The following is a 25,799-nucleotide window of genomic DNA, read 5'->3' as shown; positions in this document are numbered from 1 at the left end:
CAACGCTGTGGCGAGGCCGAATGCGGACCCGCTCGAATCGGAGAATAGTCGACCTTCGGTTGCCGGCTCCTGCCGATCCACTCCGCCCGCCGCCCGAACGGGGGCGTTCTTGCCTGCCGAGAGCACGGTCCACTCCAGGTCAGCGGCGTGCCTGCGGCTCGGGCAGATGGTCGAACCCATGCGACGGACTCCCTACTCCATGCTCCGGTACTGACGTACAGACATCCCGCACAACAGAGCCGGGCCCCCGGTCATTCCCGCAGCCGTCCCAGCCAGGCGCGCACCGCGTCCGTGATGGTTGTCACGGTCTCCTCCTCGGCGATTCCGGCGCTCTTGGCGACGGCGAAGCCGTGATCCGCGTGCTCCACCGCGACCAGCTCGTACGCACCGTCCGGGAATTCGCGGGGCCTTCCGAAGGGGTCGTTGCCGCCCTGGACGACGAGTGTCGGCACCCCGGCCCCGAGGAGTTCTTCTGCCCGTGACTTCTCGGGCCTGCCGGGCGGGTGCAGCGGAAAGCTGAGGGCGAGGACCGCGACGGCCCCGAGCTCCCGCGCGGTCCGGCAGGCCACCCGCGCACCGGCGCTGCGCCCGCCGGCGACGACGGGCAGGCCGGGTGCGGCGAGGGCCGGCCACAGGGCCCGCCAGCCGACGTCGAGGGTCTTGGGCGCGGGCGCGAGCTTCTTTCCCGCCACCCGCCAGGGCTGCTCCACCAAAGCGACGGTGACCCCGTCGGCGGGCAGCGCGGCGGCGATTCCCTGGAGGTCCCGGGCACCGATGCCGCCGCCCGCCCCGTGGCCGAGGGCCAGCACGGTGGTGGCGTCCTCGGCCGCGTACCAGGTGACACGGGCGTCCCCGGCCGGGGTTTCGACGATCTCGTTGTTCTTCACGCAGCCATCTTGGGCCGCGCGGGGTCAGAACAGCGTGCTCTCCTGCGGCGCCGCGAGTTCTTCCAGCAGTTCCGGCCCGTTGTTGCGCACATTGCTGACGGCCGTCGTCACCGGGTAGGCCCGCATCAGGCCCTCCGCCGGCGGCTGGAGCAGTGACTTCAGCTCGTCCACGTCCGTCCGGGACGGGTCCAGCCAGGCGTCCCACCGGTCCGGCGTGAGCATCAGCGGCATCCGGGGGTGGATGTCGGACAGCGAGCGCGGCCCTTCGGCGGGTGCGACGCCGAGCGGTCCCGTCTCGGCCTCCGTGGTGATCACCGAGCAGGTCACCCACCACGCCTGGGGATGGTCGTCGGGCAGGGTGCTGTCGCGCCAGAACTCGTACAGACCGGCCATGGCGAACACCGAGCCGTCCGCGGGGGTGACGAAGTACGGCTGCTTCCTGGGCCGCTTCTTCTTGCCCTGCTCCTCCAGCTGCCGTTCCTCGGCCGCGGTCACCCACTCGTAATAGCCGTCGGCCGGCAGGATGCAGCGGCGCGAGACGAAGGGCCTGCGGAACGAAGGCTTCTCGTGCACGGTCTCCGCCCGGGCGTTGATCATCCGGGCCCCGCCCTCGGGCGTCTTCGCCCAGGACGGCACGAGCCCCCACTTCAGCGTGCGGAGCTGGCGAACCGGGCGGGGGTCCTCCGCGTCTTTCAGAGGGCGTTCGAGAATCGCGTAGACCTCTTTGGTCGGGGCGACATTGAAATCGGGAGCCAGGGTCTCCTTCGGCTCCCACTTCTCGACCTCGAAGAGTCCGGTGAGGTCCTCGGGCCTACGACTGGCTGCATACCGTCCGCACATAAGTGCCAGACTGCCACTCCCGACCGCCGCCCGAGGAGCCGCCCCAGAAATGGTCAGCACCGAATACCTTTCGCCGCTCAGCAGCGCGTCCATAGGTGATCTCTGGGACCGCGTCTTCGGGTCCCAGCCCGCACCGGACCGGTGGCTGGTCATCGGCACCGCGGTCCTCGCCCTCGCCGTCGTGCTCCCGCATCCCGTCTGGCGCGTCTCCCGGAACGCCGTGACGATCGCCCACGAGGGCGGCCACGGGCTCGTCGCCCTGCTCACCGGCCGCAAACTGGACGGCATCCGGCTGCACTCGGACACCAGCGGGCTGACGGTGAGCCGCGGCAAGCCGACCGGCCTCGGCATGATCCTCACCGCGGCTGCCGGCTACACCGCCCCTCCTCTGCTGGGCCTCGGCGGCGCCTGGCTGCTGGCCGCGCACCACATCACTCTGCTGCTGTGGGTGTCCACGGCGCTGCTGCTGGCCATGCTGGTGATGATCCGGAACGTCTACGGAGCGGTCACCGTCATCCTCACGGGTGCCGCTTTCCTGCTCGTCTCCTGGCTCACGGAGCCCGAGGTGCAGGCCGCCTTCGCCTATGCGGCCGTGTGGTTCCTGCTGCTCGGCGGCGTACGGCCGGCCTTCGAGCTCCAGTCCAAGCGCCGGCACGGCGGGGCGCCGGACTCCGACGCCGATCAACTCGCCCGGCTGACCCATGTACCGCCCGCCCTGTGGCTGTTCCTCTTCCACGCGGTGTCCCTGTGTTCACTGATCGGCGGCGGCCGGTGGCTGCTGGGTCTGTGAGCACATGGCGAACACTCGCCGAAGCCCTTTACCACTGATCGATTACGCCCCGGTTTCGCCACATTTGATCAAGATCGGGGTTCGCGCGGAGCCATTAAAGTGAAGGCCATGACCGAAGCTTCCGTGCACCCTGCCCTCTGGCCCGCCCCGTTCGCGACCGGAGCCGTCGAAGCGACGGTGACCGTGCCCGGTTCCAAATCGGTCACCAACCGCGCTCTGGTGCTGGCCGCTCTCGCCGCCGAGCCGGGCTGGCTGCGCCGCCCGCTGCGTTCGCGCGACAGCCTGCTGATGGCCGACGCCCTGCGCGCCCTCGGTGTCGGCATCGAGGAGACGGTGTCCTCCAGCTCCACCGTCACCGGCGTGCACGACAGCGAGGGCGAGGCCTGGCGCGTGATCCCCGCCGGTCTGCACGGCCCGGCCACCGTCGACGTCGGCAATGCCGGCACGGTGATGCGCTTCCTCCCGCCCGTCGCCTCCCTCGCTTCCGGCCCGATCCGGTTCGACGGCGACCCCCGCTCCTACGAGCGCCCGCTGAACGGCGTGATCGACGCCCTGCGGGTGCTCGGCGCCCGTATCGACGACGACGGCCGCGGCGCGCTCCCGATGACCGTGCACGGCGGCGGCGCACTGGACGGCGGCTCCGTCGAGATCGACGCCTCCTCCTCCTCGCAGTTCGTCTCGGCGCTGCTGCTCTCCGCCCCGCGCTTCAACCAGGGTGTGGAGGTGCGGCACATCGGCGCACGTCTGCCGTCGATGCCGCACATCCGGATGACCGTCGACATGCTGCGTGCCGTCGGCGCCCAGGTCGACGAGCCGGAGACCGGCGGCGAGCCCAATGTCTGGCGGGTCTCGCCCTCGGCCCTGCTGGGCCGTGACCTCACCGTCGAGCCCGATCTGTCGAACGCGCAGCCGTTCCTGGCGGCCGCGCTCATCACCGGCGGCCGGGTGACCATTCCGGACTGGCCCGAGCGCACCACCCAGCCCGGCGACGCGCTGCGCGAGATCTTCACCGAGATGGGCGGTTCCTGCGCGCTGACCGACGCCGGTCTCACCCTGACCGGCACGGGCCGCATCCACGGCATCGACGTCGATCTCGGCGAGGTGGGCGAGCTGACCCCGGGCATCGCGGCCGTCGCGGCCCTCGCGGACTCCCCCTCCACACTGCGCGGCGTGGCGCATCTGCGCCTCCACGAGACGGACCGTCTGGCCGCTCTCACCAAGGAGATCAACGAACTCGGCGGTGACGTCACCGAGACGGAGGACGGGCTGCACATCCGCCCCCGCCCGCTGCACGGCGGTGTGTTCCACACCTACGACGACCACCGGATGGCGACGGCCGGATCGATCATCGGCCTCGCCGTCGAGGGCGTGCAGATCGAGAACGTGGCGACGACCGCGAAGACCTTGCCCGACTTCCCGCGGATGTGGGCCGGAATGCTCGGGGCCTGAGGACATGCGGCGCTACGGCAAGAACCCCGACGAGGACGACATCCGCGTCCGCCCGAACCGCAAGGGCAACCGGCCGCGGACCAACATCCGCCCCAAGCACGAGGACGCCGTCGAGGGCATGGTCCTCACCGTCGACCGCGGGCGGCTCACCTGCCTCGTCGAGGACCGGATCGTCCACGCCATGAAGGCCCGGGAGCTCGGCCGCAAGGCCGCTGTCGTGGGTGACCGGGTCGGCATCGTCGGCGATCTGTCCGGGGACAAGGACACCCTGGCGCGCATCGTGCGGATCGAGAAGCGGAAGTCCGTCCTCCGCCGTACGGCCGACGACGACGATCCCTATGAGCGCGTGGTCGTGGCCAACGCCGACCAGCTGGCCATCGTGACCGCCCTCGCCGACCCCGAACCGCGCCCGCGTCTCATCGACCGCTGCCTGGTCGCCGCGTACGACGGCGGGCTCACCCCGCTCCTGGTCCTCACCAAGTCCGACCTGGCCTCGCCGGACGAACTGCTGGAGATGTACGGGGCGCTGGGTGTCCCCCATGTGGTCACCACGCGCGACGAGTTCGTCGACGGGGTCGCCGCGGAGCGGGTGCACGAGCACCTCTCCGGCCGCACCACCGCGTTCGTCGGCCACTCCGGCGTGGGCAAGACGACGCTGGTCAACGCTCTGGTGCCCAGGGAGCGCAGGCGGAGCACCGGCCTGGTCAACGCGGTCACCGGCCGCGGCCGGCACACCACCACCTCGGCCCTCGCCCTGCCGCTCAACGACAAGGAGGGCGGCTGGGTGATCGACACCCCCGGTGTGCGGTCGTTCGGTCTGCACCACGTCGACCCGTCCCGGGTGATCCTCGCCTTCCCGGATCTCGTGCCGGGGACGGAGGGCTGTCCGCGGGCATGCAGCCACGACGAGCCGGACTGCGCGCTGGACGAGTGGGTCGCCGAGGGCCACGCGGACCCGGCCAGGCTGTACTCCCTGCGGCGACTGCTCGCCACCCGGGAGCGACGCGAGGGCGACTGACCGGCGCACGTTTGCCGCCTGTCGGTCCTGGTAAGGGCATAATCGCATCACGTCCTACCGAGCAGTCACCGAGCGTTGCGGAGGCACAGACCATGGCGTGGCTGCTGGTGGTGGTCGCCGGGATCCTGGAGACGGGATTCGCGGTCTGTCTCAAGCTCTCGCACGGATTCACCCGGCTCTGGCCGACGATCGCGTTCGCCTGCTTCGCACTGGGCAGCTTCGGTCTGCTGACCCTGGCCCTGCGGAAGCTGGACGTCGGTCCGGCGTACGCGGTGTGGACGGGCATCGGAGCGGCGGGGACCGCGATCTACGGCATGGTCTTCCTGGACGACCTGGTCTCCACGTTGAAGATCGTCTCGATCACCCTGGTGATCGTCGGTGTCATCGGTCTCCAGCTGTCGGGGTCGGGACACTGACGCCGGCCACGGCTGTACGGACCAGCTGCCCCACGCCCTCACCGGCGGGCGCGACGACATAGGAGAACGCCAGCCGCACCGCCAGCTCGCAGCGCTGCGCGAGCGCGGCCGACTCCTCAGCCGTCCGCCCCTGGGGCCGCTCGGATTCCAGTGCGGCCTGCGATCTGTCCCGTACCTCCGTCACCACGTCCGAGGGGGCCGGAAGCCCGGCGTCCGCGCGGCGCTGGGCGGGGACTCCGGCCGCGGGCGCATCGCGGCGGGCGGGCCGGGGAACGGGCAGACGCTCGCCCCAGCAGCCGGTGAGCAGCGCACGCAGCAACGGTCTCGACCGGGCCTCGCCGACCGTCCACTCGGCCACGGCGGCCAGCCGGTCGACGGGGGCCGTCCGTTCGGCCAGCAGCTGGTCCACGCCGTACAGATAGGTGTCGGCCTCCCGCCGTGCCAGCGCACGGGCCAGCCCGTCCTTGCTGCCGAACTCGTTGTAGAGGGTCTGCCGGGAGACCCCCGCGGCAGAGGCGACATCCACCATCCGCACCCCCGACCACGGCAGCTCGGCAAGCGCGGCGAGCGCGGCGTTCAGCAGGGACTCTCGCGCTGTAGGCATCATCGCCTCCCAGGCCGGGCGGCGCCCCGACCGGGCGCCCACCGTGCGGTACGGCACTGCGCTCAGAGTTGACGCGCCTCCACGCACTGTCAAGAGCGGGGGCGAACAGGCGCCCCCGGGAGGCCGGATGAGCCCCGATAGAGTGACGGCCATGCCCGACTACCACGACGATCTGCGCCTCGCCCATGTCCTCGCCGACGCCGCCGACGCCGCGACCATGGACCGGTTCAAGGCTCTCGACCTCAAGGTCGAGACGAAGCCGGACATGACGCCGGTGACCGAGGCCGACAAGGCGGCGGAGGAACTGATCCGCGGGCAGCTGAAGAGAGCGCGGCCGCGTGACGCGATCCTCGGCGAGGAGTACGGCATCGAGGGCACGGGCCCGCGCCGCTGGGTGATCGACCCCATCGACGGCACCAAGAACTACGTCCGCGGCGTCCCGGTCTGGGCGACGCTGATCTCGCTGATGGTCCAGGGCGAGGGCGGCTTCCAGCCGGTCGTCGGCGTGGTCTCGGCCCCGGCACTCGGCCGCCGCTGGTGGGCCGCCCAGGGTGGTGGCGCCTACACCGGGCGCAGCCTGAGCCAGGCCACCAGGCTCCACGTCAGCCGGGTCGGCAGCATTTCGGACGCCTCCTTCGCGTACTCCTCCCTCAGCGGCTGGGAGGAGCAGGGGCGGCTGGACGGCTTCATGGATCTGACCCGCGCCTGCTGGCGCACCCGCGGCTACGGCGACTTCTGGCCGTACATGATGGTGGCCGAGGGTTCGGTGGACATCTGCGCGGAGCCGGAGCTGTCGCTGTGGGACATGGCCGCCACCACGATCGTCGTCCAGGAGGCCGGCGGTTCCTTCACCGGCCTTGACGGACGCCGCGGCCCGCACAGCGGGAACGCGGCCGCGTCCAACGGACTGCTCCACGAGGAACTGCTCGGATACCTCAACCAGCGCTACTGACGGTCACCGTCACCCGCTGAGCGGGCGGCGGCATCAGGCCGTCGGCGGCACCGTGGGCCGTACCGCCGACTGGCGGTGGCAGGCGCGTGCGCCCGGTCCCGGCGGTGTCCGGGCGCCGGGGAATGCGCCGCGCCCGCCCCCTTGCTGCGGCCCCCCAAGACTGCGACTCTGAGAGTCCCCCCACTTGTGAACTTGTGAATCGGTTCCCGAACTGCCGATCACCAAGGAGGTGGCTCCATTCATGCTCGTCCGTGACGCCATGAGCACGGTGGTCCTCACCATCGGACCCACGCACACACTCCGCCAGGCGGCCCGGTTGATGGCCGCACGCCGCGTCGGCGCGGCGGTCGTCCTCGACACCGACGCCGACGGCCTGGGCATTCTGACCGAGCGCGACATTCTCGTAGCGGTGGGCAAGGGCCAGGACCCCGACCAGGAGACCGCCGGCACCCACACCACCACCGACGTCGTTTTCGCCGCGCCGTCCTGGACCCTGGAGGAAGCCGCGGAGGCCATGTCGCACGGCGGCTTCCGGCATCTGATCGTGATGGACGGCGACGGCGGGCCCGTCGGCATCGTGTCCGTCCGCGACATCATCCGCTGCTGGGCCCCGACCCGGCGGCACCACTCCACACTCGTCGGCTGAACCGCACAGGACCTGACGCCCGGGCGATCGAGGAACGCCAGGGTCCGGCAGCCACTGACGCATGACGCACGCAATGCCGGGCGACCGGTGCGCACACAAGAGGGCCGGACCCCCCTGGACAGGGATCCGGCCCTCTTTCCTCGGCAGCCGCCGGTCAGCCGCGAAGGGCCTGGACCGCGGCCTCCAGCCGCTTGCCGAAGTCACCGTCCGCCTTGCGGAAGTTGTCGACCGCCCGCTCCGCGATGTCGTCGCGGGACACCTTCGCGATGAACTGCGAGAGGTTCTCGATCAGACGGGTCCTCTCGTCCTCCGACATCAGGCGGTAGAGATTGCCCGCCTGCACGAAGTCGTCGTCCTCGGCGTGGCGGGGCGCCTCGTGGTTGCCGGTGCCGCCGCCGACCGGGGTGGAGACCCACAGCGGACGGTCCGTCTGGAACGGGCCGCCGAAGCTGTTCGGCTCGTAGTTCTTCGCACCCTTGTGGCGGCCGTCGTACAGGAAGCCGTCGCGGCTGTTCGTCCGCGCCTCGGTGGCGTGCGGGCGGTTCACCGGCAGGTGGTCGGCGTTGATGCCGACGCGGTAGCGGTGGGCGTCGCCGTACGCGAAGAGACGGCCCTGGAGCATCTTGTCCGGGGAGGGACCGATGCCCGGCACGAAGTGGGCGGGGCTGAAGATGGACTGCTCGACCTCGGCGAAGATGTTCTCCGGGTTGCGGTTGAGCTCCAGCTTGCCGATCTCGATCGGCGGGTAGTCCTCGTGCGGCCACACCTTGGTGAGGTCGAACGGGTTGAAGCGGTAGGTCGCCGCCTCGGCCGCCGGCATGATCTGGACCTGCACCGTCCACGACGGGAAGTCACCGCGCTCGATGGACTCGCGCAGGTCCCGCTGGTGGCTGTCCGGGTCCACACCGGAGAGGCGGTTGGCCTCGTCGGTGGTGAGGTTCCTGATCCCCTGGTCCGTCTTGAAGTGGTACTTGACCCAGAAGACCTCGCCGGCCTCGTTGTTCCACTGGAAGGTGTGCGAGCCGTAGCCGTTCATGTGGCGCAGGGTGGCCGGGATGCCGCGGTCACCGAAGAGCCAGGTGACCTGGTGCGTCGACTCCGGGCTCAGACCCCAGAAGTCCCAGACGTTGTCCGCTTCCTGGCTGCCCGTGTACGGGTCGCGCTTCTGGGTGTGGATGAAGTCCGGGAACTTGATGGCGTCCTTGATGAAGAACACCGGGGTGTTGTTGCCGACGAGGTCGTAGTTGCCCTCCTCGGTGTAGAACTTCAGCGCGAAGCCGCGGGGGTCACGCACCGCGTCGGCCGAGCCGAGGTTGCCCGCGACGGTCGAGAACCGCAGGAACGTCTCGGTCTGCTTGCCGACCTCGGAGAGGAACTTCGCACGCGTCCACCGCGAGACGTCGCGGGTGAGCGTGAAGGTGCCGTACGCGCCGGCGCCCCGCGCGTGGACGATGCGCTCCGGAATGCGCTCACGGTTGAAGTGCGCGAGCTTCTCGAGCAGCGCCTGGTCCTGGACCAGAACGGGACCGCCGACGCCCGCCGTCTCGCTGTTCTGGTTGTCGGCGACCGGAGCCCCGGCCTCCGTGGTGAGCGGTCCCTGCGTCACGTGCGCCTCCTGCGTCATTCCTGCCAGTCCTGTCCCTCAACGATTCTGGATCCGACCCTACAATGGACTTTGTCCAAGTCAAGTAGACATCCAAGTTCACACTCGGTCGGGACCTGGGACGAGCCACTGTTAGGCTGTTCCTATGAGTGACCTTCTTGAACGGCTTCGCGGACGCGGCTGGCGGATGACCGCCCAGCGGCGTGTCGTGGCAGAGGTCCTCGACGGCGAGCACGTGCATCTGACCGCCGACGAGGTCCACGCGCGGGCGGTGAAGAGGCTGCCCGAGATCTCGCGGGCGACGGTCTACAACACGCTCGGTGAGCTCGTGACCCTCGGCGAGGTCCTGGAAGTCTCCACGGACCACCGCGCCAAGCGGTACGACCCGAATGCCCACCAGCCCCACCAGCACCTCGTCTGCGCCCGCTGCGGCGCCATCCGGGACGTGCACCCCGCCGGCAACCCGCTGGCGGACCTGCCCGACTCCGAGCGCTTCGGCTTCACGGTCTCGGACGTCGAGGTGACCTACCGCGGCACCTGCCCGAACTGCGCGGCGGCGTAGTCGTACGACGTCGAGAGCCCCGGCACCCGAGAGTGCCGGGGCTTTCCGCTGTTCGCGCCCGTCCCCCACGCCCCGTTGACCGGGCCCCCGGCCCGCCGACCGGATTCAGTCCCCTCCGCCCGGGCAGACACACCAGCGACGTGTGCGCGCCGGGCGCACATCGCAGTGGAGGGAGTGATCGGTCGTGCGCGTGCTCTGGGTGTCCGCCCACCCCGACCCGCGCTCGCTGAACGGGGCACTGCGCGACGAAGGCGTCGCGGTGCTGCGTGAGCGGGGGCACGAGGTCGTCGAGTCGGATCTCTACGCGATGGGCTGGAATCCCGTGGTCGACCACGGTGACTTCGCCCACGACCCGGACAAGCGCCTCGATGTGCTCACCGAGTCCCAGCGCGCCCTGGAGACCGGCACGCTGAGTGAGGACATCCGCCAGGAGCAGGCCAAGCTGCTGTGGGCGGACACGCTGGTCGTGCAGTTCCCCCTGTGGTGGTTCGGCATGCCGGCCATCCTCAAGGGCTGGTTCGACCGGCTGTTCGTCCAGGGCTTCGCCCAGGGCGTCCCGGACCCGGCCACGGGCCGGGCGATGCGCTACGGGGACGGCGGGCTGTCCGGCCGCCGCGCGCTGGTGGTGACCACGGTCGGCGCCAACGCCGCCACCACCGGGCCGCGGGGCATCCACGGCGACATCAACGACGTCCTGTTCCCGATCCTGCACGGCACCCTCTGGTACACCGGCATGTCCGTGGTCCCGCCCCTGGTCGTCAACGGCACGGTGTGCCTGTCGGGTCCCGAGTACGAGGCCGCCGCCGAGCGGCTGCGCGAACGGCTCGTCGCCCTTCCGGACACCGACCCGATTCCCTACCGCCGTCAGAACGGCGGCGACTACGACGAGCACCTCGTCCTGCGGCCCGAGCACGCGACGGGCGAGGAGGGCATCCGCATCCACTACACCGGCCCCGGACAGGCGGAACCGTGCGAGACGACGGGCGGCCCGACCGAAGCCGACCGTTGAAGAATCGAAGCCCGGACAGACCGAAGGCCCGGATCCATCAGGATCCGGGCCTTCGGTTTCAGTAGCGGGGACAGGATTTGAACCTGCGACCTCTGGGTTATGAGCCCAGCGAGCTACCGAGCTGCTCCACCCCGCGTCGGTGAACACAACATTACGTCAGCCCACTGACCAGAGCAAATCCATTGGCGCCCGTGCGGAGTGAGCTCCGTTACGCGGTGAGCTCCTGGTGCAGCGCGTCCCGCAGCCGGGCCGCACGCTCCGCCACCTCGGCCGGGCCGAGCTCGACGGCCCGCGCGCACCAGCGCTGGCCCTCGGTGAGCTCACCCCGGCGCGCGGCGAGCAGGGCCAGGCGCAGTGCCGCCCGGCCGTGTCCCGCGCGCGCCGCCCGGGTCCACCACAGGGCCGCCTCGCGCTCGTTGCCCTCACGGGCGAGGAGCAGCCCGAGGTTGAAGGCGCCGTTGCGGCTGCCCGCCTCGGCGGCCTCGCGGTACCAGCGGTCCGCCTCCGCCATGTCGCCGCGGGCGGCGGCCAGCATGCCGACCCGCACCTGAGCACGGCGGTGCCCCTGCTCGGCGGCACGCTCGTACCACTCCTCGCACTCGGTCTTCTCCGCCGGCGGCTCGCCGAGCGCAGGTGCGCCCGGCGGCGGCTGACGGGAGTCCAGCAGCGTCGCGAGCCGGAAGGCCGCCTCGGCGCTGCCGCCGCCGGCCGCGCACCGCAGGTGCCGCTCGGCGGCCCGGTCGTCGCCTTCGCGGAGCAGCGCTATGCCGACCTGGAGCGCCGCCTCGGTGTGACCCGCGGCCGCGGCCCTGGCGTACCAGAGCAGGGCCGTACGGTCGTCGTCGCGGCCGACGTGGAGGATGCCCAGATTGAAGGCGGCGTCCACGCTGCCGGCCTCGGCCGCCTTGGAGAACCACGGCTCGGCGCCCGTGGCGTCACCGGACTGCAGCAACAGCACGGCGAGCGCGTTGGCGGCCTCCCGGTGCCCCGCGTAGGCGGCGCGGCGGTACCACTGCTCGGCCTGAGCGGTGCGGTCCTGGGCGGCGCAGAGCAGCCCGAGGTTGTAGGCGCCGTTGACGTCGCCCGCGTCCATGGCGGCGCGGTACCAGCGCTCGGCGGTCTGCTGCTCGCCGCGGGCGGCGTGCAGGGCGCCCAGGGCGTTGGCGGCGTTGCCGTCGCCCTCCTGGGCAGCGCGCAGCCACCAGACGGCGGCGCTCTCCTCGTCACCGGCGTCACGCAGCAGGAAGCCGAGCGCGCACGCGGCACGCGCCTCGCCGTCCTTGGCCGAGGTGAGGTACCAGCGGCCCGCCTCCTTCAGCTCTCCGCGCTTCTCGAGGATCGCGCCGAGGTGCAGCGCGGCTCTGCGGTGTCCCCGGGCGGCGGCCTGCCGGTACCACTGGGCGGCCTCGTCCAGGACGGTGGGCTCCGGGCCCGCCTGGCCCTCGGGACCGGCGCGGCCGGAGGGCGCACCGGTGTCACGGCCCCGGCCGCCGGGAGGCGCGCAGGCGCCCTCGCCGGCCGCATCGCCGTCCGTGCGGACGACCAGGAGGCCCGCGTCCCCGCCGGCGCGTGCCTCGTCCGCCGCCCGGCGCTCCAGCGCACGGGCGAGCCGGTAGGCCGCTTCACGATGGCCCTGCTCGGCGGCGGCACGCAGCCAGCGCTCGGCGCCCACGTCGCTGCGGTGCTCCAGCAGATCGGCGAGTGCGTACGCCCCCAGGGCGTGGCCCTGCTCGGCGGACTGGCGCAGCCAGTATTCGGCGGCGGGCTCGTCACCGCGCTCGCGGAAGTGGCGCCCGAGGGCGTGCGCCGCGGCGGCCGAGCCGGCGACGGCGGCGATGCGCCACCAGCCGGCGGCCTCGTCCGCGTAGCCGCGCTGGTGGAGCAGGACACCCAGGTTGTTGGCGGCCGCACGGTCGCCCTCGGAGGTGGCGGCCCGCAGATAGGGCTCGGCACCGTCGAGGTCGCCACGGCGCATCAGCAGCGCGCCGAGCACGCTCATCGACGCGGTGTCGCCGCTCTCCGCCGCACGGCGGTATCGCTCCTCGGCCCCGGCGCTCTCCACGGAGTCGGCACCCTCAGTGGCGCCCACGCCGTCGATCTGGCTCGCGGCAGGAGTGTCCGCGGCGTCGGCAGCGCTGATCACATCTGCCGCGTTACCGGCATGCTGCTGCACAAACCGCCCTGTCTCCAACAGAGTTGCCCTGTCCCCCATAAATTCCATCGTCGCACCACCTGCAACCCGCGTACACCTGGTATACCGCAGCCAGTAAGGTCACTTCAGCGTTTTGTCGACATGCCCACAGAGAGATAAGTCAAACACGTTGACGGCCAACTCGCCCCCCGGCGCGCCCAGTTCCCACCGGCAGCACATACGCGCGAAGAGGGCCCGGATCCTCAAAAGGATCCGGGCCCTCTTCGTTTCAGTAGCGGGGACAGGATTTGAACCTGCGACCTCTGGGTTATGAGCCCAGCGAGCTACCGAGCTGCTCCACCCCGCGTCGTTGTGTTGAAACACTATCACGACGCGGAGTGTTGCCTGTTCAGCAGCTACGGGGACGGGCTGGGACTCGGCTTGCCCTGAGCCGCGTTCAGCCGCTGCAGCGCCGCGTCCAGGTCCTCCTGGGCCCTGCCGTACGCCTCCCAGTCCTTCGGCGTCTTCGCCAGCGCGGCCTCGGCGTCCTGGTGCGCCTTCAGCACATCGGCGATGGCGCCCTTGAGCGCGGCGTCACCGGTTGCCGGTGGCGGCTTGGTGGTGCCGTCTCCCGGTGGTGTCGGTGGCGTCGTCGTCGGTGGCGGCTCGGCGCCTTCCTGTGCGAAGACCGCGTCGAGCGCCTCCGTCAGGCTGTCCTTGAAGACCGGTTTGCCTCCGCCGTACGCGACGGCCACCTTCTTCAGCAGCGGATAGTTCGCGCTGCCGCCTCGGGCGTACACCGGCTCGATGTAGAGGAACCCGCCGTCGAGCGGCACCGTCAGCAGATTTCCGTACTCGATGTCCGAGTCGGTACCTCTGAGGTCCCGTACGAACGTGGCCACTTCGGGCACACCGTTCAGCTCACTCTGCACCTGTGTCGGACCCTGGACGGTCGAGGTCACTCTCAGCAGTCTGATCGAGCCGTAGCCCTTGCTGGTGGCGTCGGCGTCGACGGCCATGAACGCACCCAGGTTGGGGCGCCCGGCCGGCGTGAACGTCGTCGTCAGCGAGAACTTCTGCGCCGATTCCCCGGGCATCTTCAGGCTCAGGTAGTACGGCGGGACCGCGCTGGTGTCCTTGTTCGTCGGGTCGTCCGGCACCTGCCAGGCATCACTGCCGCTGTAGAACTGCTCGGGCTCCGTGACGTGGTACCGGGTGAGCAGCTCGCGCTGGACCTTGAACATGTCCTGCGGGTAGCGCAGATGGGCCTTGAGCGCGGGCGAGATGTCGGCCTTGGACTTCACCGTGCCGGGGAAGGCCTTCATCCAGGTCTTCAGGACGGGGTCCTCGGTGTCCCACTGGAACAGCTTGACCGAGCCGTCGTACGCGTCGACGGTCGCCTTCACCGAGTTCCGGATGTAGTTGACCTGGTTCTGCTGGGCGACGACCGCGCGCTGGTTGGTGGTCAGCGAGTCGGTCGTGGTGTCGCCGAGCGTCGTACGCGAGGCGTACGGGTAGCCGTTGGTCGTGGTGTACGCGTCGACGATCCACTGGATACGGCCGTCGACGACCGCCGGGTAGGCGTCGCCGTCGATCGTCAGCCAGGGGGCCACCGCCTCGACGCGCTCCTTGGGGGTGCGGTTGTAGAGAATCCGCGAACCCTCCCCGACAGCACCCGAGTACAGGATCTGCGGCTCGCTGAAGGCCACCGCGTACGCGGCGCGGTTCAGCGGGTTGGAGAGGCTGACGCCGCTCTTGCCCTGGTAGCTCGTGTACTTGGTGGGGCCGACGCTGGCCTCGTAGTCGAGTTCCTTCTGCGGACCGCCCACGATCGAGTACTGCTCGGTCTTCTCGCCGTAGTAGATCCGCTGCTCGTACTTCCCGAGCTGGCCCTTGGTGGGCATGCCGGCCTCGGTGAAGTCCGGTGAGCCGACGGTGCCCTGGTTCGGATCGGTGATCACGCTGGTGCCCTTGGCCGAGATCGCGCCGTAGCCATGGGTGTAGGTGAAGTGGTCGTTGATCCAGTTGCTCTTCGGGATGCCCGTGATGTTGAGCTCGCGCAGACCGATGACCGTGTCCTGCGGCTTGCCGTCGGAGCCGGTGTACCGGTCGACGTCCAGCGTCGCGGGGAACTGGTAGTACTTGCGCTCCTGCTGGAGCTGCTGGAAGGCGGGCGAGACGACGTTGGAGTCGACGACGCGGTAACTCGCCGCCGACGTGGCCGCTTCGCGCTGCTGCGCCTTCCGCTGCGGGTTGCCCTTGCCCTCGTAGTCCTCGGGCTTGGCGCTGTCGATGCCGTACGCCTCGCGTGTGGCATCGATGTTCTTCTTGATGTACGGACTTTCCTTGGCCTGCTCGTTCGGCTGGACCTGGAACTTCTGCACGATCGCCGGGTAGAGACCGCCGATGAGGATCGCGGACAGAACCATCAGGCCGAAGCCGATGACGGGCAGCTGCCACGTCCGCCGCCAGAGCGTCGCGAAGAAGAGCAGGGCGCAGATGACCGCGATGCAGAACAGGATCGTCTTCGCCGGGAGATAGGCGTTGGCGTCCACGTACCGCAGGCCTGTCCAGTTCCCCGTGGCCTTGAAGTCACTGGACTTCACCGCGAGGCCGTACCGGTCGAGCCAGTACGCCACGGCCTTCAGCGAGACGAAGACACCGAGCAGCACCGAGAGGTGGCCGGTGGCCGCCGCGGTCGCCCGGGCTCCGGGGCTGGTGATGCGCAGCCCGCCGTACAGGTAGTGCGTCAGCGCGGCGGCGATCAGCGAGAGCACGGCGGCCGCGAAGCCGAAGCCGAGCAGGAACCGGTACCAGGGCAGGTCGAACGCGTAGAACGACACGTCCATCTTGAACTGCGGGTCCTTCTGACCGAAGGGCACGCCGTTGACCCACATCAGCCAGGTGCGCCACTGACCGGTGGCGGACGCTCCGGCGATCAGCCCGACCAGAGCGGTGATCGCGAGGAGCACCCACTTCTTGTACGGGGCGATGCTCATCCGGTAGCGGTCGAGGCTCTGCTGCTCCAGCGACATCGCGCTGAGCGGCGGGCGCAGCCGGTGCGCGAGCCAGATGTTCAGCCCGACGGCTCCCGCCATGAGCAGACCGAAGACGGCGAACAGCCCGATCTTGGTCCACAGAGTGGTGGTGAACACCGAGGAGTAGTGGACTGAGCGGTACCAGAGCCAGTCCGTCCAGAACCCGGCGAACATGACGAACGCCATGGCCAGCACGGCCAGCACGGCCAGTGTCATGAGCAGGGTGCGGACGCGCCGGGACGGCCGGCCCACTCTGATCCGTGGCCCGGTCGGGCCTCCGCCGCGGTCCGGCATCTGGAAAGCCAACGTGCGCACCTCGAAGTTCGCGGTCGTGTGAAACGGGCCCCGCGATCGTAGAGCCCACTACTGCAACTTACTGAGGCTTTACCTAGTTCCCGTATCGGGCCCGGAAGGAGGCAGGATATTGGGCATGCCCAATAGTTCTTCCTCCGGCCCCCCGATGGCCGCCAGCCCACTGACCCGCGCCGTGCTCGAAATCGACGAGTACGCCTCCGGCCTCGGCTGGGACCGGCCGGCGAGGCTGTTCGCCCTCGTCGACACCGCACAGCTGCGCACCCAGGAGCCCGGCCTCGCGGGCCAGCTCGGACTCGACGGCGACAAGGTCGGCGCTCCCCTGACCCCGATCGAGCAGGACGAGATTCCGCCCGGCACTCCCCTGGACGAGTTCCTCGGCACGATCGCGTGGCCGGACGCGGTGGCCGGCTGCGCGCTGACCGTGGAGCGCCAGATGCTTCCCGCGTCGGCGGAGGCCTCGGTGCCCGAAGGTCTCGACGACGCCGCCCTCACCAAGTGGGTGGCTTCTCACCCGGCCCGCCAGGAGGTGCGCATGACCGTGGCGGTGCTCCGTGACGGTGCCCGTGAGTCTGCGCTGCGGCTCCGCGAGAAGGACTCGGCGACCGAGGTGTTGACGGGTTCGGACCTGGTGCCGGGTCTGGCGGACGCGCTGTCGGCGACGTTCGAGGCCTGAGGGTCCGGGGTCCGTCGCTCGGCGCGCGCTCGCCGCGTTGCCGTCGGACGCCGGGCCCCGGTGCTCAGCCGGTCGGGCCGCTCGGCAGCCCTGCTCAGCCAGTGGTGCAGCTCGGCAGCCCTGCCGTGCTGCCCGACCTGATCTTCTCCAGCGACTTCGCGGCGTCCTCGATGGTGTTGACCTTCACGAGGGTCAGCCCGTCGGGGATGTCAGAGGCGGCCGACGCGCAGTTGTCGTTCGGCGTCAGGAAGTACTCCGCACCCGCGTTGCGGGCGCCCACCAGCTTCATCTCGATGCCACCGATGGGACCGACCTTGCCCTGGTCGTCGATGGTGCCGGTGCCCGCGACGAACTTGCCGCCGGTGAGGTTTCCGGGAGTGAGCTTGTCGACGATGCCCAGCGCGAACATCAGACCGGCGCTGGGGCCGCCCACATCGGCGAGGTTGATGTCGACCGTGAACGGGAACGTGTGGTCGGTCCCCGCCTGGATACCCACGATCGCGCGGTTGCCGGTGTCCGACGTGGTCGTGGTGATCGTGACCTTCTCAGTGGCGTCCGGCTCCTTGCCCGCCTTCTCGGCGGCGGCAGCGGCCTTCGCCGGGACGATCGTGAAGACGACCTTCTCGCCGGGCTTGTGCTTGGTGACCAGCTTGGCGACGTCGGCCGGCTGCTCGACGGCGGCGCCGTCCACGGCGCGGATCACGTCGCCGGCGTGCAGCCGGTCCTCGGAGGGCGTGTCCTTGATGACCGTGGAGACGACGACCCGCGACTTCACGGGGATCTTCAGCTGCTTCAGCGCGGCAACCTTCGCGCTCTCCTGCGACTGGGTGAATTCCTCGGCGTTCTCCTGTGTCGACTGCTCTTCCGTCTTGCCGTCCGGGTAGAGCGTGTCGTGCGGAACGACCACGTTGTCGTGGGCCAGCCAGCCGTAGACGGCCTCGACGAAGTTCATGTTGTAGTCCGCACCGGTGACCCGGACCGTCGTCATGTTGAGATGACCGGTCGTCGGGTAGGTCTTGCGGCCGGAGATCGCCAGAACCGGCTCACCGCGCGCCTCGCCGAGCGTGTTGACGGTGGGGCCGGGCGACATCTCCGAATACGGCACTTTGATGAACACCCCGGCGCACAGAAGTGCGATCAGAACGAGGGTGGAGGCGAGCATCGTCGCGGTGCGGCGTGGCATGGAACGACAGTACGGGACGCGCCTGTCAGCGCACCGCCGGGGCCGGTCCGTACGGGGCAGAAGGGCCTCTGCGCACGGACGGCGTGTGAGTCAGGACTGCGTCAGGCGGCATCTCTGCCGGTGCCCGCTTTTTCCATCGCGTCGCGGAACCGCGCGTAGCCGGCGAGCTCGGCCACGTCACCGGTTGTCCGGTTCCGCTGGGCCCAGCCTCCCCATATCGCAGCACCGACGGCAGCGAACAGCGGAATCAACAACCAGGCGAGTGCTGCCATCACGACCTCCCTACCCCATGATCGAAAGCAACTGAATGATCAGCAGATTAGCCATCTGCCAGTTCAACGCTCACGGCAGGGTGGCGGTTACGCAAATCGGGCCGCTTGGGCTTCTCGCGGGTTTCGGCCGGGCGCCGAGAACGATCCGGGAAGCCCCGCGTGCCATGCCGTCGTGACCGCCCCGCTGCCGCTTGTCGGGTACCCGTGATCGAGGGCTCCACGCCGGGGCAGGACGGCTCACGGAAGGGGGCGGCACGAAACCCGGGTCCGGCCGCTCACGGAAGGGGCGGCACCATCCCGGGTCCGGCCGCTCGCCGAAGGGGCGGCACCATCCCGGGTCCGGGCAGATCAGGAACCGGCAGGCCTACGCGCCCACCCACTCCTCGGTGCCGTCGGAGAACTTCTGGTGCTTCCAGATCGGCACCTCGTGCTTGAGGTCGTCGATCAGCTTGCGGCACGCCTCGAACGCCTCCCCGCGATGCGGGCAGGACACCGCGACGACGACCGCGAGGTCCCCGATGGCGAGATCCCCGACCCGGTGCACCGCGGCCAGCGCCCGCACCGGGAAGCGGGCGACGACCTGGTCGGCGATCCGGCGCATCTCGGCCTCTGCCGAGGGGTGGCAGGAGTACCCCAGGGTGTCCACGTCGGAGCCGCCGTCGTGATTGCGCACGGTGCCGACGAACAGCGCGGTGCCGCCCGACGCGTCGTCACCGACGGCCGCGAAGACCTCGTCGACGGAGAGCGGGGTGTCGCGGATCGCGAGAAGGCGGACCGGGTCCGGTGCCGCCTGCTCGCCGGGGTGCTCGTGCGTACGTGCCATGCCGGCCATCGTGCCGCATGCCACTGACATCGCGGAATAGCCCGATCGACCGGCCGGGCGAGCCCCGCCTTGGAGCCTCCTACAGCCGGCGGCGCGCCTTGCGGGCCCGGCGGACCAGCGCGGCCGTGCCGAGCAGGGCGACCGTCGCACCGGCGGCACCCGCCGCGGTCGCGTCCTTGCGGCCGAGCCTGCGGCCCACGACCGTGTGCCGGCCCTCCACCTCTTCGAGCAGCGCCGCCAGGACCTCCTCGTTGGTCCACCGCGGACGCCAGCCCGCGTCGTGCAGCCGGCTCACGCTGACGACCCAGGGGTGCATCGTGTACGCCAGATCGCCCGCCGGGGACGGGGTGAGACCGATCCGGTGCAGCCGGGCGGCGGCGCCCAGGGCGACGGCCGAGGGCAGCTCCATGCGGCGGATGCCGCTGAGCTCCTCGACCTCCTCCTGCTCCAGCCAGCCGTCGCAGCCGACCGCGAGCTCGCCGTCCACCTTCTCCAGGGCGGCGTACTCCAGTGCGCTCACCAGGTCGTCGACGTGGCAGAACTGCCAGGTGGGACGCGATCCGGCGACCACGAGGAGACGCGGCGACTCGAAGTAGCGGGTGAGGGCGGTGTCAGTACCGCCCACCAGGACCGCGGGTCTGACCACCGTGACATTGAGCCCGGGGTGCGCGCGTGGAGCCCGGCGGGCGAGCCGCTCGATCTCCATGAGGTCTCCGACGCCGGTGGCCTCGGCGGTGGCGCGCAGCTCGGCGTCCTCCGACAGCGGGATGTCGTTGTCGGGCAGTGCCCCGTAGACCATGGCGGACGTACAGAGCACGACCCGGTGCACACCGGCGGCGGCTGCCGCGGTGAGCACGGTCTGGGTGCCCCGCACGTTGTAGGCGGTGCGGGCCGCCGCGTCGGAATCCAGATCGAGATCGAGGGCCAGGTGCACCACCACGTCGGCGCCGCGCAGCTTCTCCGCGATGGCGGGGTCGCGCACGTCGAGGATGTGCCACTGCGCCTCGGCGACCTCGCCCCTGCGCTCGTCGATCGCGACGACCTGCTTGACCTCGGCGGAGTCGGCCAGCCGCCGGGCGAGCAGTTCGCCGATGCCGGTGGCGGCGCCGGTCACCGCGACGACGGGGCCCCGGCCTGAGGGCCCCTCGCCCGGGGTCGGGGTTGAGCGGTTTCGCGCTCCGCGAACCTGCGGATCTGGGGAACTCACCAGGCGTCTCCAGCGGTTGTCTTCAGTACGTAAGCGAATGACACGTACGTACCAGGTGGCGTCCATCCTGCCGCAGCCCACGAGTCGGCGGAGCACCGAGCCCATATGCGGCGCGGATGTCTACGCTGGTGGTGTTGTCGGGCATTCGCCGTCGGCCCGGAGCCGGCGGCCCTACGAGCCGAGGAAACCCGTGAGTGACACCCCATTCGGATTCGGCCTTCCGCCGGAGGAGCCGGAGAACGGCGACGAAGGCAAGAAGAAGGATCCCGCCGGCGGTGGCCAGGGCGGGCAGGCCTCCAATCCCTTCGGATTCGGCGGCGACGGCGGCGACAATCCGTTCGCGGCCATGTTCGGCTCCCTGAATCCGAACGATCTGGGTGCGGCCTTCCAGCAGCTCGGGCAGATGCTGAGCTACGAGGGCGGACCGGTGAACTGGGACATGGCGCAGCAGATCGCGCGCCAGACGGTCTCCCAGGGCACGCCGGACGGCACCAAGGACGAGAGTGTGGGTCCCGCCGAGCGGACCGCGGTCGAGGAGGCCGTGCGTCTGGCCGACCTCTGGCTGGACGGCGCGACCTCGCTGCCCTCCGGCGCGAGCACGGCCGTCGCCTGGAGCCGTGCCGAGTGGGTGGAGGCGACGCTTCCGGCGTGGAAGCAGCTCGTCGACCCGGTCGCCGAGCGCGTCGGCCTGGCCATGGGCGATGTGCTGCCCGAGGAGATGCAGGCCATGGCGGGCCCGCTGCTGGGGATGATGCGCTCCATGGGTGGAGCGATGTTCGGCCAGCAGATCGGGCAGGCCGTCGGTGTCCTGGCCGGTGAGGTGGTCGGGTCCACGGACATCGGCCTGCCGCTCGGCCCCGCCGGCAAGGCCGCGCTGCTCCCGTTGAACGTCGCGGCGCTCGGCAAGGACCTCGGAGTGTCGAAGGACGAGGTGCGGCTGTATCTTGCCCTGCGCGAGGCCGCCCACCAGCGGCTCTTCGCTCATGTGCCGTGGCTTCGCTCGCATCTGTTCGGCGCCGTCGAGGGGTACGCCCGCGGGATCAAGGTCGACACCAGCAAGCTGGAGGACGTGGTCGGCCAGTTCGACCCGAGCAACCCGGAGCAGCTGCAGGAGGCTCTCCAGCAGGGCATGTTCCAGCCGGAGGACACCCCGCAGCAGAAGGCGGCACTGGCCCGTCTGGAGACGGCACTCGCGCTGGTCGAGGGCTGGGTGGACGCGGTGGTCCACGAGGCGGCCTCGTCCCGGCTGACCTCGGCGAGCGCTCTGCGCGAGACGCTGCGCAGGCGGCGTGCGTCCGGCGGCCCCGCGGAGCAGACCTTCGCGACGCTGATCGGTCTCCAGCTGCGGCCCCGGCGGCTGCGGGACGCCTCCCGGCTGTGGGCCTCGCTCACGGACGCACGGGGCGTGGACGGCCGGGACGCCCTGTGGGAGCACCCGGACATGCTGCCGACGGCATCCGATCTGGACGACCCGGACGGCTTCGTCCACCGCGAGCAGCTCGACTTCTCGGAGCTGGACAAGATGCTCGGTGAGGCGGCGACCAAGGGCGACGCCGGCACGAGCGGCACCGGTCCGACGGACGCCCCCGACACCAAGGGCGCGGACGGCAAGGGCCCGGAGGACCAGGGTCCGGACAGCGGCACGAACGGCAAGGACGACTCCGACCGGTGAGCCTGTACGACGACGCCGTCCTCGTACTGAAGAGCTACGAGGACCAAGAGGAGCTGCGCGGGCTCTACCTGGACCATCTGGACACGCACCCGGACGGAATGTGGAAGGCCTGCCAGGCGGGTCATGTGACGGCGAGCGCGCTGGTCGTCGACCCGGAGAGCGAGCGAGTGCTGCTGACGCTGCACAAGAAGCTCGGTATGTGGCTCCAGATGGGCGGCCACTGCGAGCCCGGTGACACGACGCTCGCCTCGGCAGCGCTGCGGGAGGCCACCGAGGAGTCCGGGATCGACGGTCTGACGCTGCTTCCCGGCGGCCCGGTCCGCCTGGACCGCCATGCGATTCCTTCGCCCTGCAACTGGCATCTGGACGTCCAGTACGCGGCACTGGCTCCCGCCGGAGCCGTGGAGGCGATCAGCGACGAGTCGCTGGATCTGCGCTGGTTCGCCTACGCCGAGGTACAGGAAGTGGCCGACGAGTCGGTCGTCCGCCTGGTGGAGCGGACGCGGGCCGCGCTGTAAGCCCGCAAGATGCCGTAGGCAGGTACGGGTAAGGGGCGGCCTCCAGGGAGGCCGCCCCTTACGTGCACGCGGCACGATGCATCTGCGCCGCGGCGCTGCTCAGTTCCAGGCGTTGTTCTGGTTCTGGGCGTGGGAGCCGTGCTGGCCCGCACCGAACTGGGCGCGCACGCCCTGGCCGATCTCCGCGTTCTGCGGCGGCATGACCTCGCTCGGCTGCACCAGGGCGAAGCCCTGACCGAGGAAGTTGAGTTCCCAGCCCTCGCCGGTGTTGCCGCGCCGGCGCCGTACGCCCGAGGAATGCGTCTGGGACTGCATCTGGACGCGCAGACCCGACGACCAGGCGACGATCGCGTCGGCGTCGACATTGACGTACTTGTCCGGCGTGACCTGCATCATCAGCGGCTGACCCGAGGTCATGAGTGCGACCTTGCCCCGGCCGGAGATGTTGAGCTGGTACTTGCCCGAACCGGAGATCCCGTACTGGCTGTCGACCGCGATGACCTCGGTGTGCAGCGTCGAGTCGAGCGCCAGGACATAGGCGCTGTCGACCGTCATGCCCTCCTGGTCGACGTCGACGACGTGGATGTACTGCGCGAGGTTCGCGAGGTAGACGGTGCCCTGTCCGGAACAGCGCATCAGATCCAGGCCCTCGCCGGTGTTGGCGCGGGCGCGGCGCTGCTGACCGCTCTGGTACTCACCGTCGAAATCCATCAGCCCCTGGTAGGCGACCATCGCGCCCTTGCGGGCGAGAACGTCGTCCTGCCCGGTGAGCGCGACCCGCAGCAGCTGCGGGTTCTGGACGACGTAGCGCTCCTGGGACTGCTGTTCGGCGTGGTTGAAAAGTGGGCTCTGCATGATGTGTTCGCTCCCCCTCAGCCCCGGACCCGCAGGCGGTCCGTGCTGTCCTCGCTCGGCTGTACGACGACGATGCCCTGGCCCGAGAAGGCCATCTGGTACGCCTCGCCGCTGCCCCGTCCGACGAGGGAGGAGGCCTTGAAGCTGCGCTTGCCCTTCACCTTGAGGTTCGGGGACCACGCGACCAGGGCGTCCGGATCGACGTACGTCTCGTCCTCGCCACGGCCGCAGTCGACGACGATCGGCGTGCCGCGGGAGGTCAGCGCGACCCAGCCGGTGCCCGCGATCTCCACGTTCCACAGGCCCTGGCCGGCGAACTTGGCCAGGCCCTTGACCCGCTCGACGCCCCACTGGAGGTGCGCGTCGAAGGCGAGCAGATTGGTGCCGTTGACCGAGAGGGAGTCGTTGTTGAGATTGATGACGACCACATCGGCGCCGTAGTCGGCGAGATACAGCAGCCCGTCGCCGGAGCACTTCATGATGGGCGCGCCCTCGCCGGTCACCCACTGGGAGGCGACCTGGCGGACGCCGGGCGGGTTGGGCTCGTACTGGACGAAGCCCTCGTAGGCGACCATCGAGCCGGTGCGTGCGTACAGGTCCTGGCCGGAGGCCATGGCGACCTTGAGCATCGACCGGCCGTGGTTCTCCATACGGGCCGTGATCGGAGTCGGGGCGAAGCCCGCAAGTTGCTGGTTCATGTCTTCGGGCTCCCTCAGACCTCGTACGGCTGGACGACGATGAAGTTGCCGGGGGCGCCCCGGAACTGGAGGTTGATCGTCTCCCCGCTGTGGCCCGGGTACGCGTTGCGGCGCAGCCGGACCTGGCTGGAGAGGATCACCTGGGACGCGGACGACCAAGCGACGACGGCATTGCAGTCGGCGAAGGTGGTCGGCGTGACCGGCAGGACGACCGGGATGCCGTGCGTCTTCACGACGACGGTGCCGGTGCCCTGGAACTGCATGGTGAACAGCGCGCCGCCGGGGATGCCGTGGCCCTCGATACGACGGACCTCGTACTGGAGGGACTCGTCGAAGGCGAGGACGTTCTCCGCGGAGACGCAGATGCCGTCGCCCTGGAGCTCGATCGGGTGCAGATGCGCGCCCTCCTCCGCGAGGAAGACCTGGCCGCGGCCGGAACAGCGCATCAGCTGCATCTCCTGGCCCGTCGCATTGCCGATCACACGACCCGCGAAGCCCGCACCCTTGTGGCCGAAGTCCACCTTGCCCTGGTACATCACCATGCTGCCCTGGCGGGCCAGGACGGGCGTGCCGCCCATGGTGAGGTCGACCCGCATCAACTGCTGATTCTGCGGGGTCCAGCGCTGACCGGTGGCCGTCTCACGGTAGGGCTGGAGCGCGGCCTGGAGGCCGGCACCGCCCTGCGGGGCTCCCTGGGGGACACCCTGCGGCGCGCCCGGAGGCATCCCCTGGGGCTGTCCGTAGGGAGCCTGCTGGCCGTACGGCGCGGGCGCGCCGGGCGGCTGGGCCTGACCCGGGAACTGACCCGGCAGCTGCCCGGGCTGCTGTCCCGGCACCTGTCCGAACTGCGGCTGCTGAGGCGGCTGCCCGTACGGCGACGGCGCGGACGGCGGCATCGTGCCCTGTGGGGGCATCGGTGCTGCGACCGTGGGCGCGGCATGCATCTGCGGGTTCGCCGGAGCCGGGGCCTGCGCCGCCGGTGCACCGAACGACGGCGCGGGCTGCGGAGCCTGCGGGGCGGCGGGTGCGCCGAAAGCCGGAGGTGCCGTCGCCTGGGCGGGCGGCCCGAACGACGGCGCGGCCTGGGGCTGCTGGGCCGACGGCTGCTCCTCGGCGACCTCGCCGCCGAAGTTCTTCAGCAGGGCGTCGAGTCCGCCGTCGAAGCCCTGACCGATGGCGGCGAAACGCCAGACGTCCTTCAGATAGAAGTCGCCCAGCATCACCGCGCGCTCGGTGGTGAACTCCGAGCCGTTGAACGGATACCGGACGACCTCTTCGCCGCCGGCGACGATCCGGATGTATCCCGGGCCGACCTGCGACATCTGTCCGGCACCGTCGATCGTCGCGGTGAAGGACAGCTTGTGGATGTTCGCCGGAATACGGTCGAGCGTGACGCGGAAGGACTCGGTGTCACCGGCCTGCGCGCCCAGCAGCTGAACGGACTCCTCGGGCGACTTCGGCTGGTTGAAGAAGATGAAGTACCGGTCGTCGGAGAGCTGCTCGTTGGCGTCGAGGCCGAAGCAGCTGATGTCGAAGGTCAGCCCAGGAGCCGCGATCTGCACACCTACGTACAGATCCGTTCCCGGCGTGAGATCACTGATCTTGGCCTTGTGGCCGCGTTGGAATTCCCTGGCCATG

General features: G+C 70.4%; 24 protein-coding genes and 2 tRNA genes. 11 read left to right on the top strand and 15 right to left on the bottom strand.

Annotated elements, in window-relative coordinates; genetic code table 11:
• Positions 1-251: 251 nt before the first annotated feature.
• Both OHA05_RS24155 and OHA05_RS24150 read right to left on the bottom strand, forming a co-directional pair.
• A complete protein-coding gene (locus tag OHA05_RS24155) occupies positions 252-887 on the bottom strand; it encodes an alpha/beta hydrolase family protein (protein WP_328861688.1) in 636 nt (211 codons plus the stop codon).
• 24 nt (positions 888-911) lie between these two features.
• On the bottom strand, positions 912-1,727 hold the full coding sequence (locus OHA05_RS24150; protein ID WP_313944215.1) for an SOS response-associated peptidase: 816 nt from the start codon (positions 1,725-1,727) through the stop codon (positions 912-914).
• A 49-nt stretch (positions 1,728-1,776) separates the two neighbouring features.
• On the opposite strand from OHA05_RS24150, the gene OHA05_RS24145 reads away from it, so the two are divergent.
• The 4 genes from OHA05_RS24145 to OHA05_RS24130 all read left to right on the top strand — a co-directional run bounded on the left by OHA05_RS24145 (position 1,777) and on the right by OHA05_RS24130 (position 5,400).
• The gene (locus OHA05_RS24145) at positions 1,777-2,517 is read left to right on the top strand and encodes a M50 family metallopeptidase (RefSeq protein WP_313944216.1); all 741 of its coding nucleotides are present in this window, start codon (positions 1,777-1,779) and stop codon (positions 2,515-2,517) included.
• A gap of 108 nt (positions 2,518-2,625) precedes the next feature.
• On the top strand, positions 2,626-3,966 hold the full coding sequence (gene aroA / locus OHA05_RS24140; protein WP_328861687.1) for a 3-phosphoshikimate 1-carboxyvinyltransferase: 1,341 nt from the start codon (positions 2,626-2,628) through the stop codon (positions 3,964-3,966).
• 4 nt (positions 3,967-3,970) lie between these two features.
• A complete protein-coding gene (gene rsgA, locus OHA05_RS24135; RefSeq protein ID WP_328861686.1) occupies positions 3,971-4,984 on the top strand; it encodes a ribosome small subunit-dependent GTPase A in 1,014 nt (337 codons plus the stop codon).
• 92 nt (positions 4,985-5,076) lie between these two features.
• The gene (locus tag OHA05_RS24130; RefSeq protein ID WP_313944219.1) at positions 5,077-5,400 is read left to right on the top strand and encodes a DMT family transporter; all 324 of its coding nucleotides are present in this window, start codon (positions 5,077-5,079) and stop codon (positions 5,398-5,400) included.
• Here OHA05_RS24130 and OHA05_RS24125 read toward each other — a convergent pair.
• The gene (locus OHA05_RS24125) at positions 5,366-6,004 is read right to left on the bottom strand and encodes a TetR/AcrR family transcriptional regulator (RefSeq protein ID WP_313944220.1); all 639 of its coding nucleotides are present in this window, start codon (positions 6,002-6,004) and stop codon (positions 5,366-5,368) included. The genes OHA05_RS24130 and OHA05_RS24125 overlap by 35 nt on opposite strands.
• Positions 6,005-6,155: 151 nt before the next feature.
• On the opposite strand from OHA05_RS24125, the gene hisN reads away from it, so the two are divergent.
• Complete coding sequence (hisN, locus tag OHA05_RS24120) at positions 6,156-6,956, top strand: histidinol-phosphatase (RefSeq protein ID WP_328863448.1); 801 nt, start codon at positions 6,156-6,158, stop codon at positions 6,954-6,956.
• Between the two features lie 241 nt (positions 6,957-7,197).
• Complete coding sequence (locus OHA05_RS24115; protein WP_328861685.1) at positions 7,198-7,602, top strand: CBS domain-containing protein; 405 nt, start codon at positions 7,198-7,200, stop codon at positions 7,600-7,602.
• A 154-nt stretch (positions 7,603-7,756) separates the two neighbouring features.
• On the opposite strand, the gene OHA05_RS24110 is transcribed toward OHA05_RS24115, so the two are convergent.
• Positions 7,757-9,226 carry a catalase gene (locus OHA05_RS24110; RefSeq protein ID WP_313944222.1) on the bottom strand — a complete coding sequence of 490 codons (1,470 nt, stop codon included), beginning with the start codon at positions 9,224-9,226 and terminating at the stop codon, positions 7,757-7,759.
• Between the two features lie 124 nt (positions 9,227-9,350).
• On the opposite strand from OHA05_RS24110, the gene OHA05_RS24105 reads away from it, so the two are divergent.
• Together OHA05_RS24105 and OHA05_RS24100 are read left to right on the top strand one after the other, a co-directional pair.
• The gene (locus tag OHA05_RS24105; RefSeq protein WP_313944223.1) at positions 9,351-9,767 is read left to right on the top strand and encodes a Fur family transcriptional regulator; all 417 of its coding nucleotides are present in this window, start codon (positions 9,351-9,353) and stop codon (positions 9,765-9,767) included.
• Positions 9,768-9,951: 184 nt separating this feature from the next.
• Positions 9,952-10,776 carry an NAD(P)H-dependent oxidoreductase gene (locus OHA05_RS24100; RefSeq protein ID WP_328861684.1) on the top strand — a complete coding sequence of 275 codons (825 nt, stop codon included), beginning with the start codon at positions 9,952-9,954 and terminating at the stop codon, positions 10,774-10,776.
• A 62-nt stretch (positions 10,777-10,838) separates the two neighbouring features.
• Here the strand turns inward: OHA05_RS24100 and OHA05_RS24095 are convergent.
• From OHA05_RS24095 to OHA05_RS24080, 4 genes are all read right to left on the bottom strand, one after another.
• Positions 10,839-10,912 (bottom strand) — tRNA-Met (locus OHA05_RS24095).
• A gap of 72 nt (positions 10,913-10,984) precedes the next feature.
• On the bottom strand, positions 10,985-12,997 hold the full coding sequence (locus OHA05_RS24090) for a tetratricopeptide repeat protein (RefSeq protein ID WP_328861683.1): 2,013 nt from the start codon (positions 12,995-12,997) through the stop codon (positions 10,985-10,987).
• A 203-nt stretch (positions 12,998-13,200) separates the two neighbouring features.
• Positions 13,201-13,274 (bottom strand) — tRNA-Met (locus OHA05_RS24085).
• A gap of 49 nt (positions 13,275-13,323) precedes the next feature.
• Positions 13,324-16,239, bottom strand: a complete 2,916-nt coding sequence (locus OHA05_RS24080; protein ID WP_313948877.1) for a UPF0182 family membrane protein — start codon at positions 16,237-16,239, stop codon at positions 13,324-13,326.
• Between the two features lie 136 nt (positions 16,240-16,375).
• Between OHA05_RS24080 and OHA05_RS24075 the strand changes: the two genes are divergently transcribed.
• Positions 16,376-16,933, top strand: a complete 558-nt coding sequence (locus OHA05_RS24075; RefSeq protein ID WP_328861682.1) for a PPA1309 family protein — start codon at positions 16,376-16,378, stop codon at positions 16,931-16,933.
• Positions 16,934-17,027: 94 nt separating this feature from the next.
• On the opposite strand, the gene OHA05_RS24070 is transcribed toward OHA05_RS24075, so the two are convergent.
• From OHA05_RS24070 to OHA05_RS24055, 4 genes are all read right to left on the bottom strand, one after another.
• Positions 17,028-18,116: a YlbL family protein gene (locus OHA05_RS24070; RefSeq protein ID WP_313944227.1), complete on the bottom strand. Its 1,089-nt coding sequence runs from the start codon at positions 18,114-18,116 to the stop codon at positions 17,028-17,030.
• Between the two features lie 101 nt (positions 18,117-18,217).
• A complete protein-coding gene (locus OHA05_RS24065) occupies positions 18,218-18,388 on the bottom strand; it encodes a hypothetical protein (RefSeq protein ID WP_313944228.1) in 171 nt (56 codons plus the stop codon).
• A 364-nt stretch (positions 18,389-18,752) separates the two neighbouring features.
• A complete protein-coding gene (locus OHA05_RS24060) occupies positions 18,753-19,211 on the bottom strand; it encodes a molybdenum cofactor biosynthesis protein MoaE (protein WP_313944229.1) in 459 nt (152 codons plus the stop codon).
• Between the two features lie 79 nt (positions 19,212-19,290).
• Positions 19,291-20,418, bottom strand: a complete 1,128-nt coding sequence (locus tag OHA05_RS24055; protein ID WP_313944230.1) for an SDR family oxidoreductase — start codon at positions 20,416-20,418, stop codon at positions 19,291-19,293.
• Positions 20,419-20,608: 190 nt separating this feature from the next.
• On the opposite strand from OHA05_RS24055, the gene OHA05_RS24050 reads away from it, so the two are divergent.
• The gene (locus tag OHA05_RS24050) at positions 20,609-22,090 is read left to right on the top strand and encodes a zinc-dependent metalloprotease (protein WP_328861681.1); all 1,482 of its coding nucleotides are present in this window, start codon (positions 20,609-20,611) and stop codon (positions 22,088-22,090) included.
• Positions 22,087-22,608, top strand: a complete 522-nt coding sequence (locus tag OHA05_RS24045; RefSeq protein ID WP_328861680.1) for an NUDIX hydrolase — start codon at positions 22,087-22,089, stop codon at positions 22,606-22,608. The genes OHA05_RS24050 and OHA05_RS24045 overlap by 4 nt, the downstream gene beginning before the upstream one ends.
• Positions 22,609-22,707: 99 nt before the next feature.
• On the opposite strand, the gene OHA05_RS24040 is transcribed toward OHA05_RS24045, so the two are convergent.
• Genes OHA05_RS24040 through OHA05_RS24030 form a run of 3 tightly spaced genes read right to left on the bottom strand, consistent with a single transcriptional unit; the run spans position 22,708 to position 25,798 of the window.
• A complete protein-coding gene (locus OHA05_RS24040; protein WP_313944233.1) occupies positions 22,708-23,463 on the bottom strand; it encodes an AIM24 family protein in 756 nt (251 codons plus the stop codon).
• A 17-nt stretch (positions 23,464-23,480) separates the two neighbouring features.
• On the bottom strand, positions 23,481-24,161 hold the full coding sequence (locus OHA05_RS24035) for an AIM24 family protein (protein WP_313944234.1): 681 nt from the start codon (positions 24,159-24,161) through the stop codon (positions 23,481-23,483).
• A gap of 14 nt (positions 24,162-24,175) precedes the next feature.
• Complete coding sequence (locus OHA05_RS24030; protein WP_328861679.1) at positions 24,176-25,798, bottom strand: TerD family protein; 1,623 nt, start codon at positions 25,796-25,798, stop codon at positions 24,176-24,178.
• Between the last annotated feature and the right edge of the window lies 1 nt (position 25,799).

It is taken from the genome of Streptomyces sp. NBC_00306 (assembly GCF_036169555.1).
Taxonomy (GTDB): domain Bacteria; phylum Actinomycetota; class Actinomycetes; order Streptomycetales; family Streptomycetaceae; genus Streptomyces; species Streptomyces achmelvichensis.
Note: the sequence above shows the minus strand (reverse complement) of the source record. Positions and strands in the feature narration are given on the sequence as shown.

Excerpts from the sequence above, each read along its gene's own strand:
- hisN (WP_328863448.1), top strand. The coding sequence starts at position 6,156 with ATGCCCGACTACCACGACGATCTGCGCCTCGCCCATGTCCTCGCCGAC.
- OHA05_RS24130 (WP_313944219.1), top strand. The coding sequence starts at position 5,077 with ATGGCGTGGCTGCTGGTGGTGGTCGCCGGGATCCTGGAGACGGGATTC.
- OHA05_RS24070 (WP_313944227.1), bottom strand. The coding sequence starts at position 18,116 with ATGCCACGCCGCACCGCGACGATGCTCGCCTCCACCCTCGTTCTGATC.
- OHA05_RS24080 (WP_313948877.1), bottom strand. The coding sequence starts at position 16,239 with ATGCCGGACCGCGGCGGAGGCCCGACCGGGCCACGGATCAGAGTGGGC.
- OHA05_RS24030 (WP_328861679.1), bottom strand. The coding sequence starts at position 25,798 with ATGGCCAGGGAATTCCAACGCGGCCACAAGGCCAAGATCAGTGATCTC.
- OHA05_RS24065 (WP_313944228.1), bottom strand. The coding sequence starts at position 18,388 with ATGGCAGCACTCGCCTGGTTGTTGATTCCGCTGTTCGCTGCCGTCGGT.
- aroA (WP_328861687.1), top strand. The coding sequence starts at position 2,626 with ATGACCGAAGCTTCCGTGCACCCTGCCCTCTGGCCCGCCCCGTTCGCG.
- OHA05_RS24035 (WP_313944234.1), bottom strand. The coding sequence starts at position 24,161 with ATGAACCAGCAACTTGCGGGCTTCGCCCCGACTCCGATCACGGCCCGT.
- OHA05_RS24145 (WP_313944216.1), top strand. The coding sequence starts at position 1,777 with ATGGTCAGCACCGAATACCTTTCGCCGCTCAGCAGCGCGTCCATAGGT.
- OHA05_RS24105 (WP_313944223.1), top strand. The coding sequence starts at position 9,351 with ATGAGTGACCTTCTTGAACGGCTTCGCGGACGCGGCTGGCGGATGACC.
- OHA05_RS24040 (WP_313944233.1), bottom strand. The coding sequence starts at position 23,463 with ATGCAGAGCCCACTTTTCAACCACGCCGAACAGCAGTCCCAGGAGCGC.
- rsgA (WP_328861686.1), top strand. The coding sequence starts at position 3,971 with ATGCGGCGCTACGGCAAGAACCCCGACGAGGACGACATCCGCGTCCGC.
- OHA05_RS24090 (WP_328861683.1), bottom strand. The coding sequence starts at position 12,997 with ATGGAATTTATGGGGGACAGGGCAACTCTGTTGGAGACAGGGCGGTTT.
- OHA05_RS24115 (WP_328861685.1), top strand. The coding sequence starts at position 7,198 with ATGCTCGTCCGTGACGCCATGAGCACGGTGGTCCTCACCATCGGACCC.
- OHA05_RS24075 (WP_328861682.1), top strand. The coding sequence starts at position 16,376 with ATGCCCAATAGTTCTTCCTCCGGCCCCCCGATGGCCGCCAGCCCACTG.
- OHA05_RS24060 (WP_313944229.1), bottom strand. The coding sequence starts at position 19,211 with ATGGCACGTACGCACGAGCACCCCGGCGAGCAGGCGGCACCGGACCCG.
- OHA05_RS24125 (WP_313944220.1), bottom strand. The coding sequence starts at position 6,004 with ATGCCTACAGCGCGAGAGTCCCTGCTGAACGCCGCGCTCGCCGCGCTT.
- OHA05_RS24110 (WP_313944222.1), bottom strand. The coding sequence starts at position 9,226 with ATGACGCAGGAGGCGCACGTGACGCAGGGACCGCTCACCACGGAGGCC.
- OHA05_RS24150 (WP_313944215.1), bottom strand. The coding sequence starts at position 1,727 with ATGTGCGGACGGTATGCAGCCAGTCGTAGGCCCGAGGACCTCACCGGA.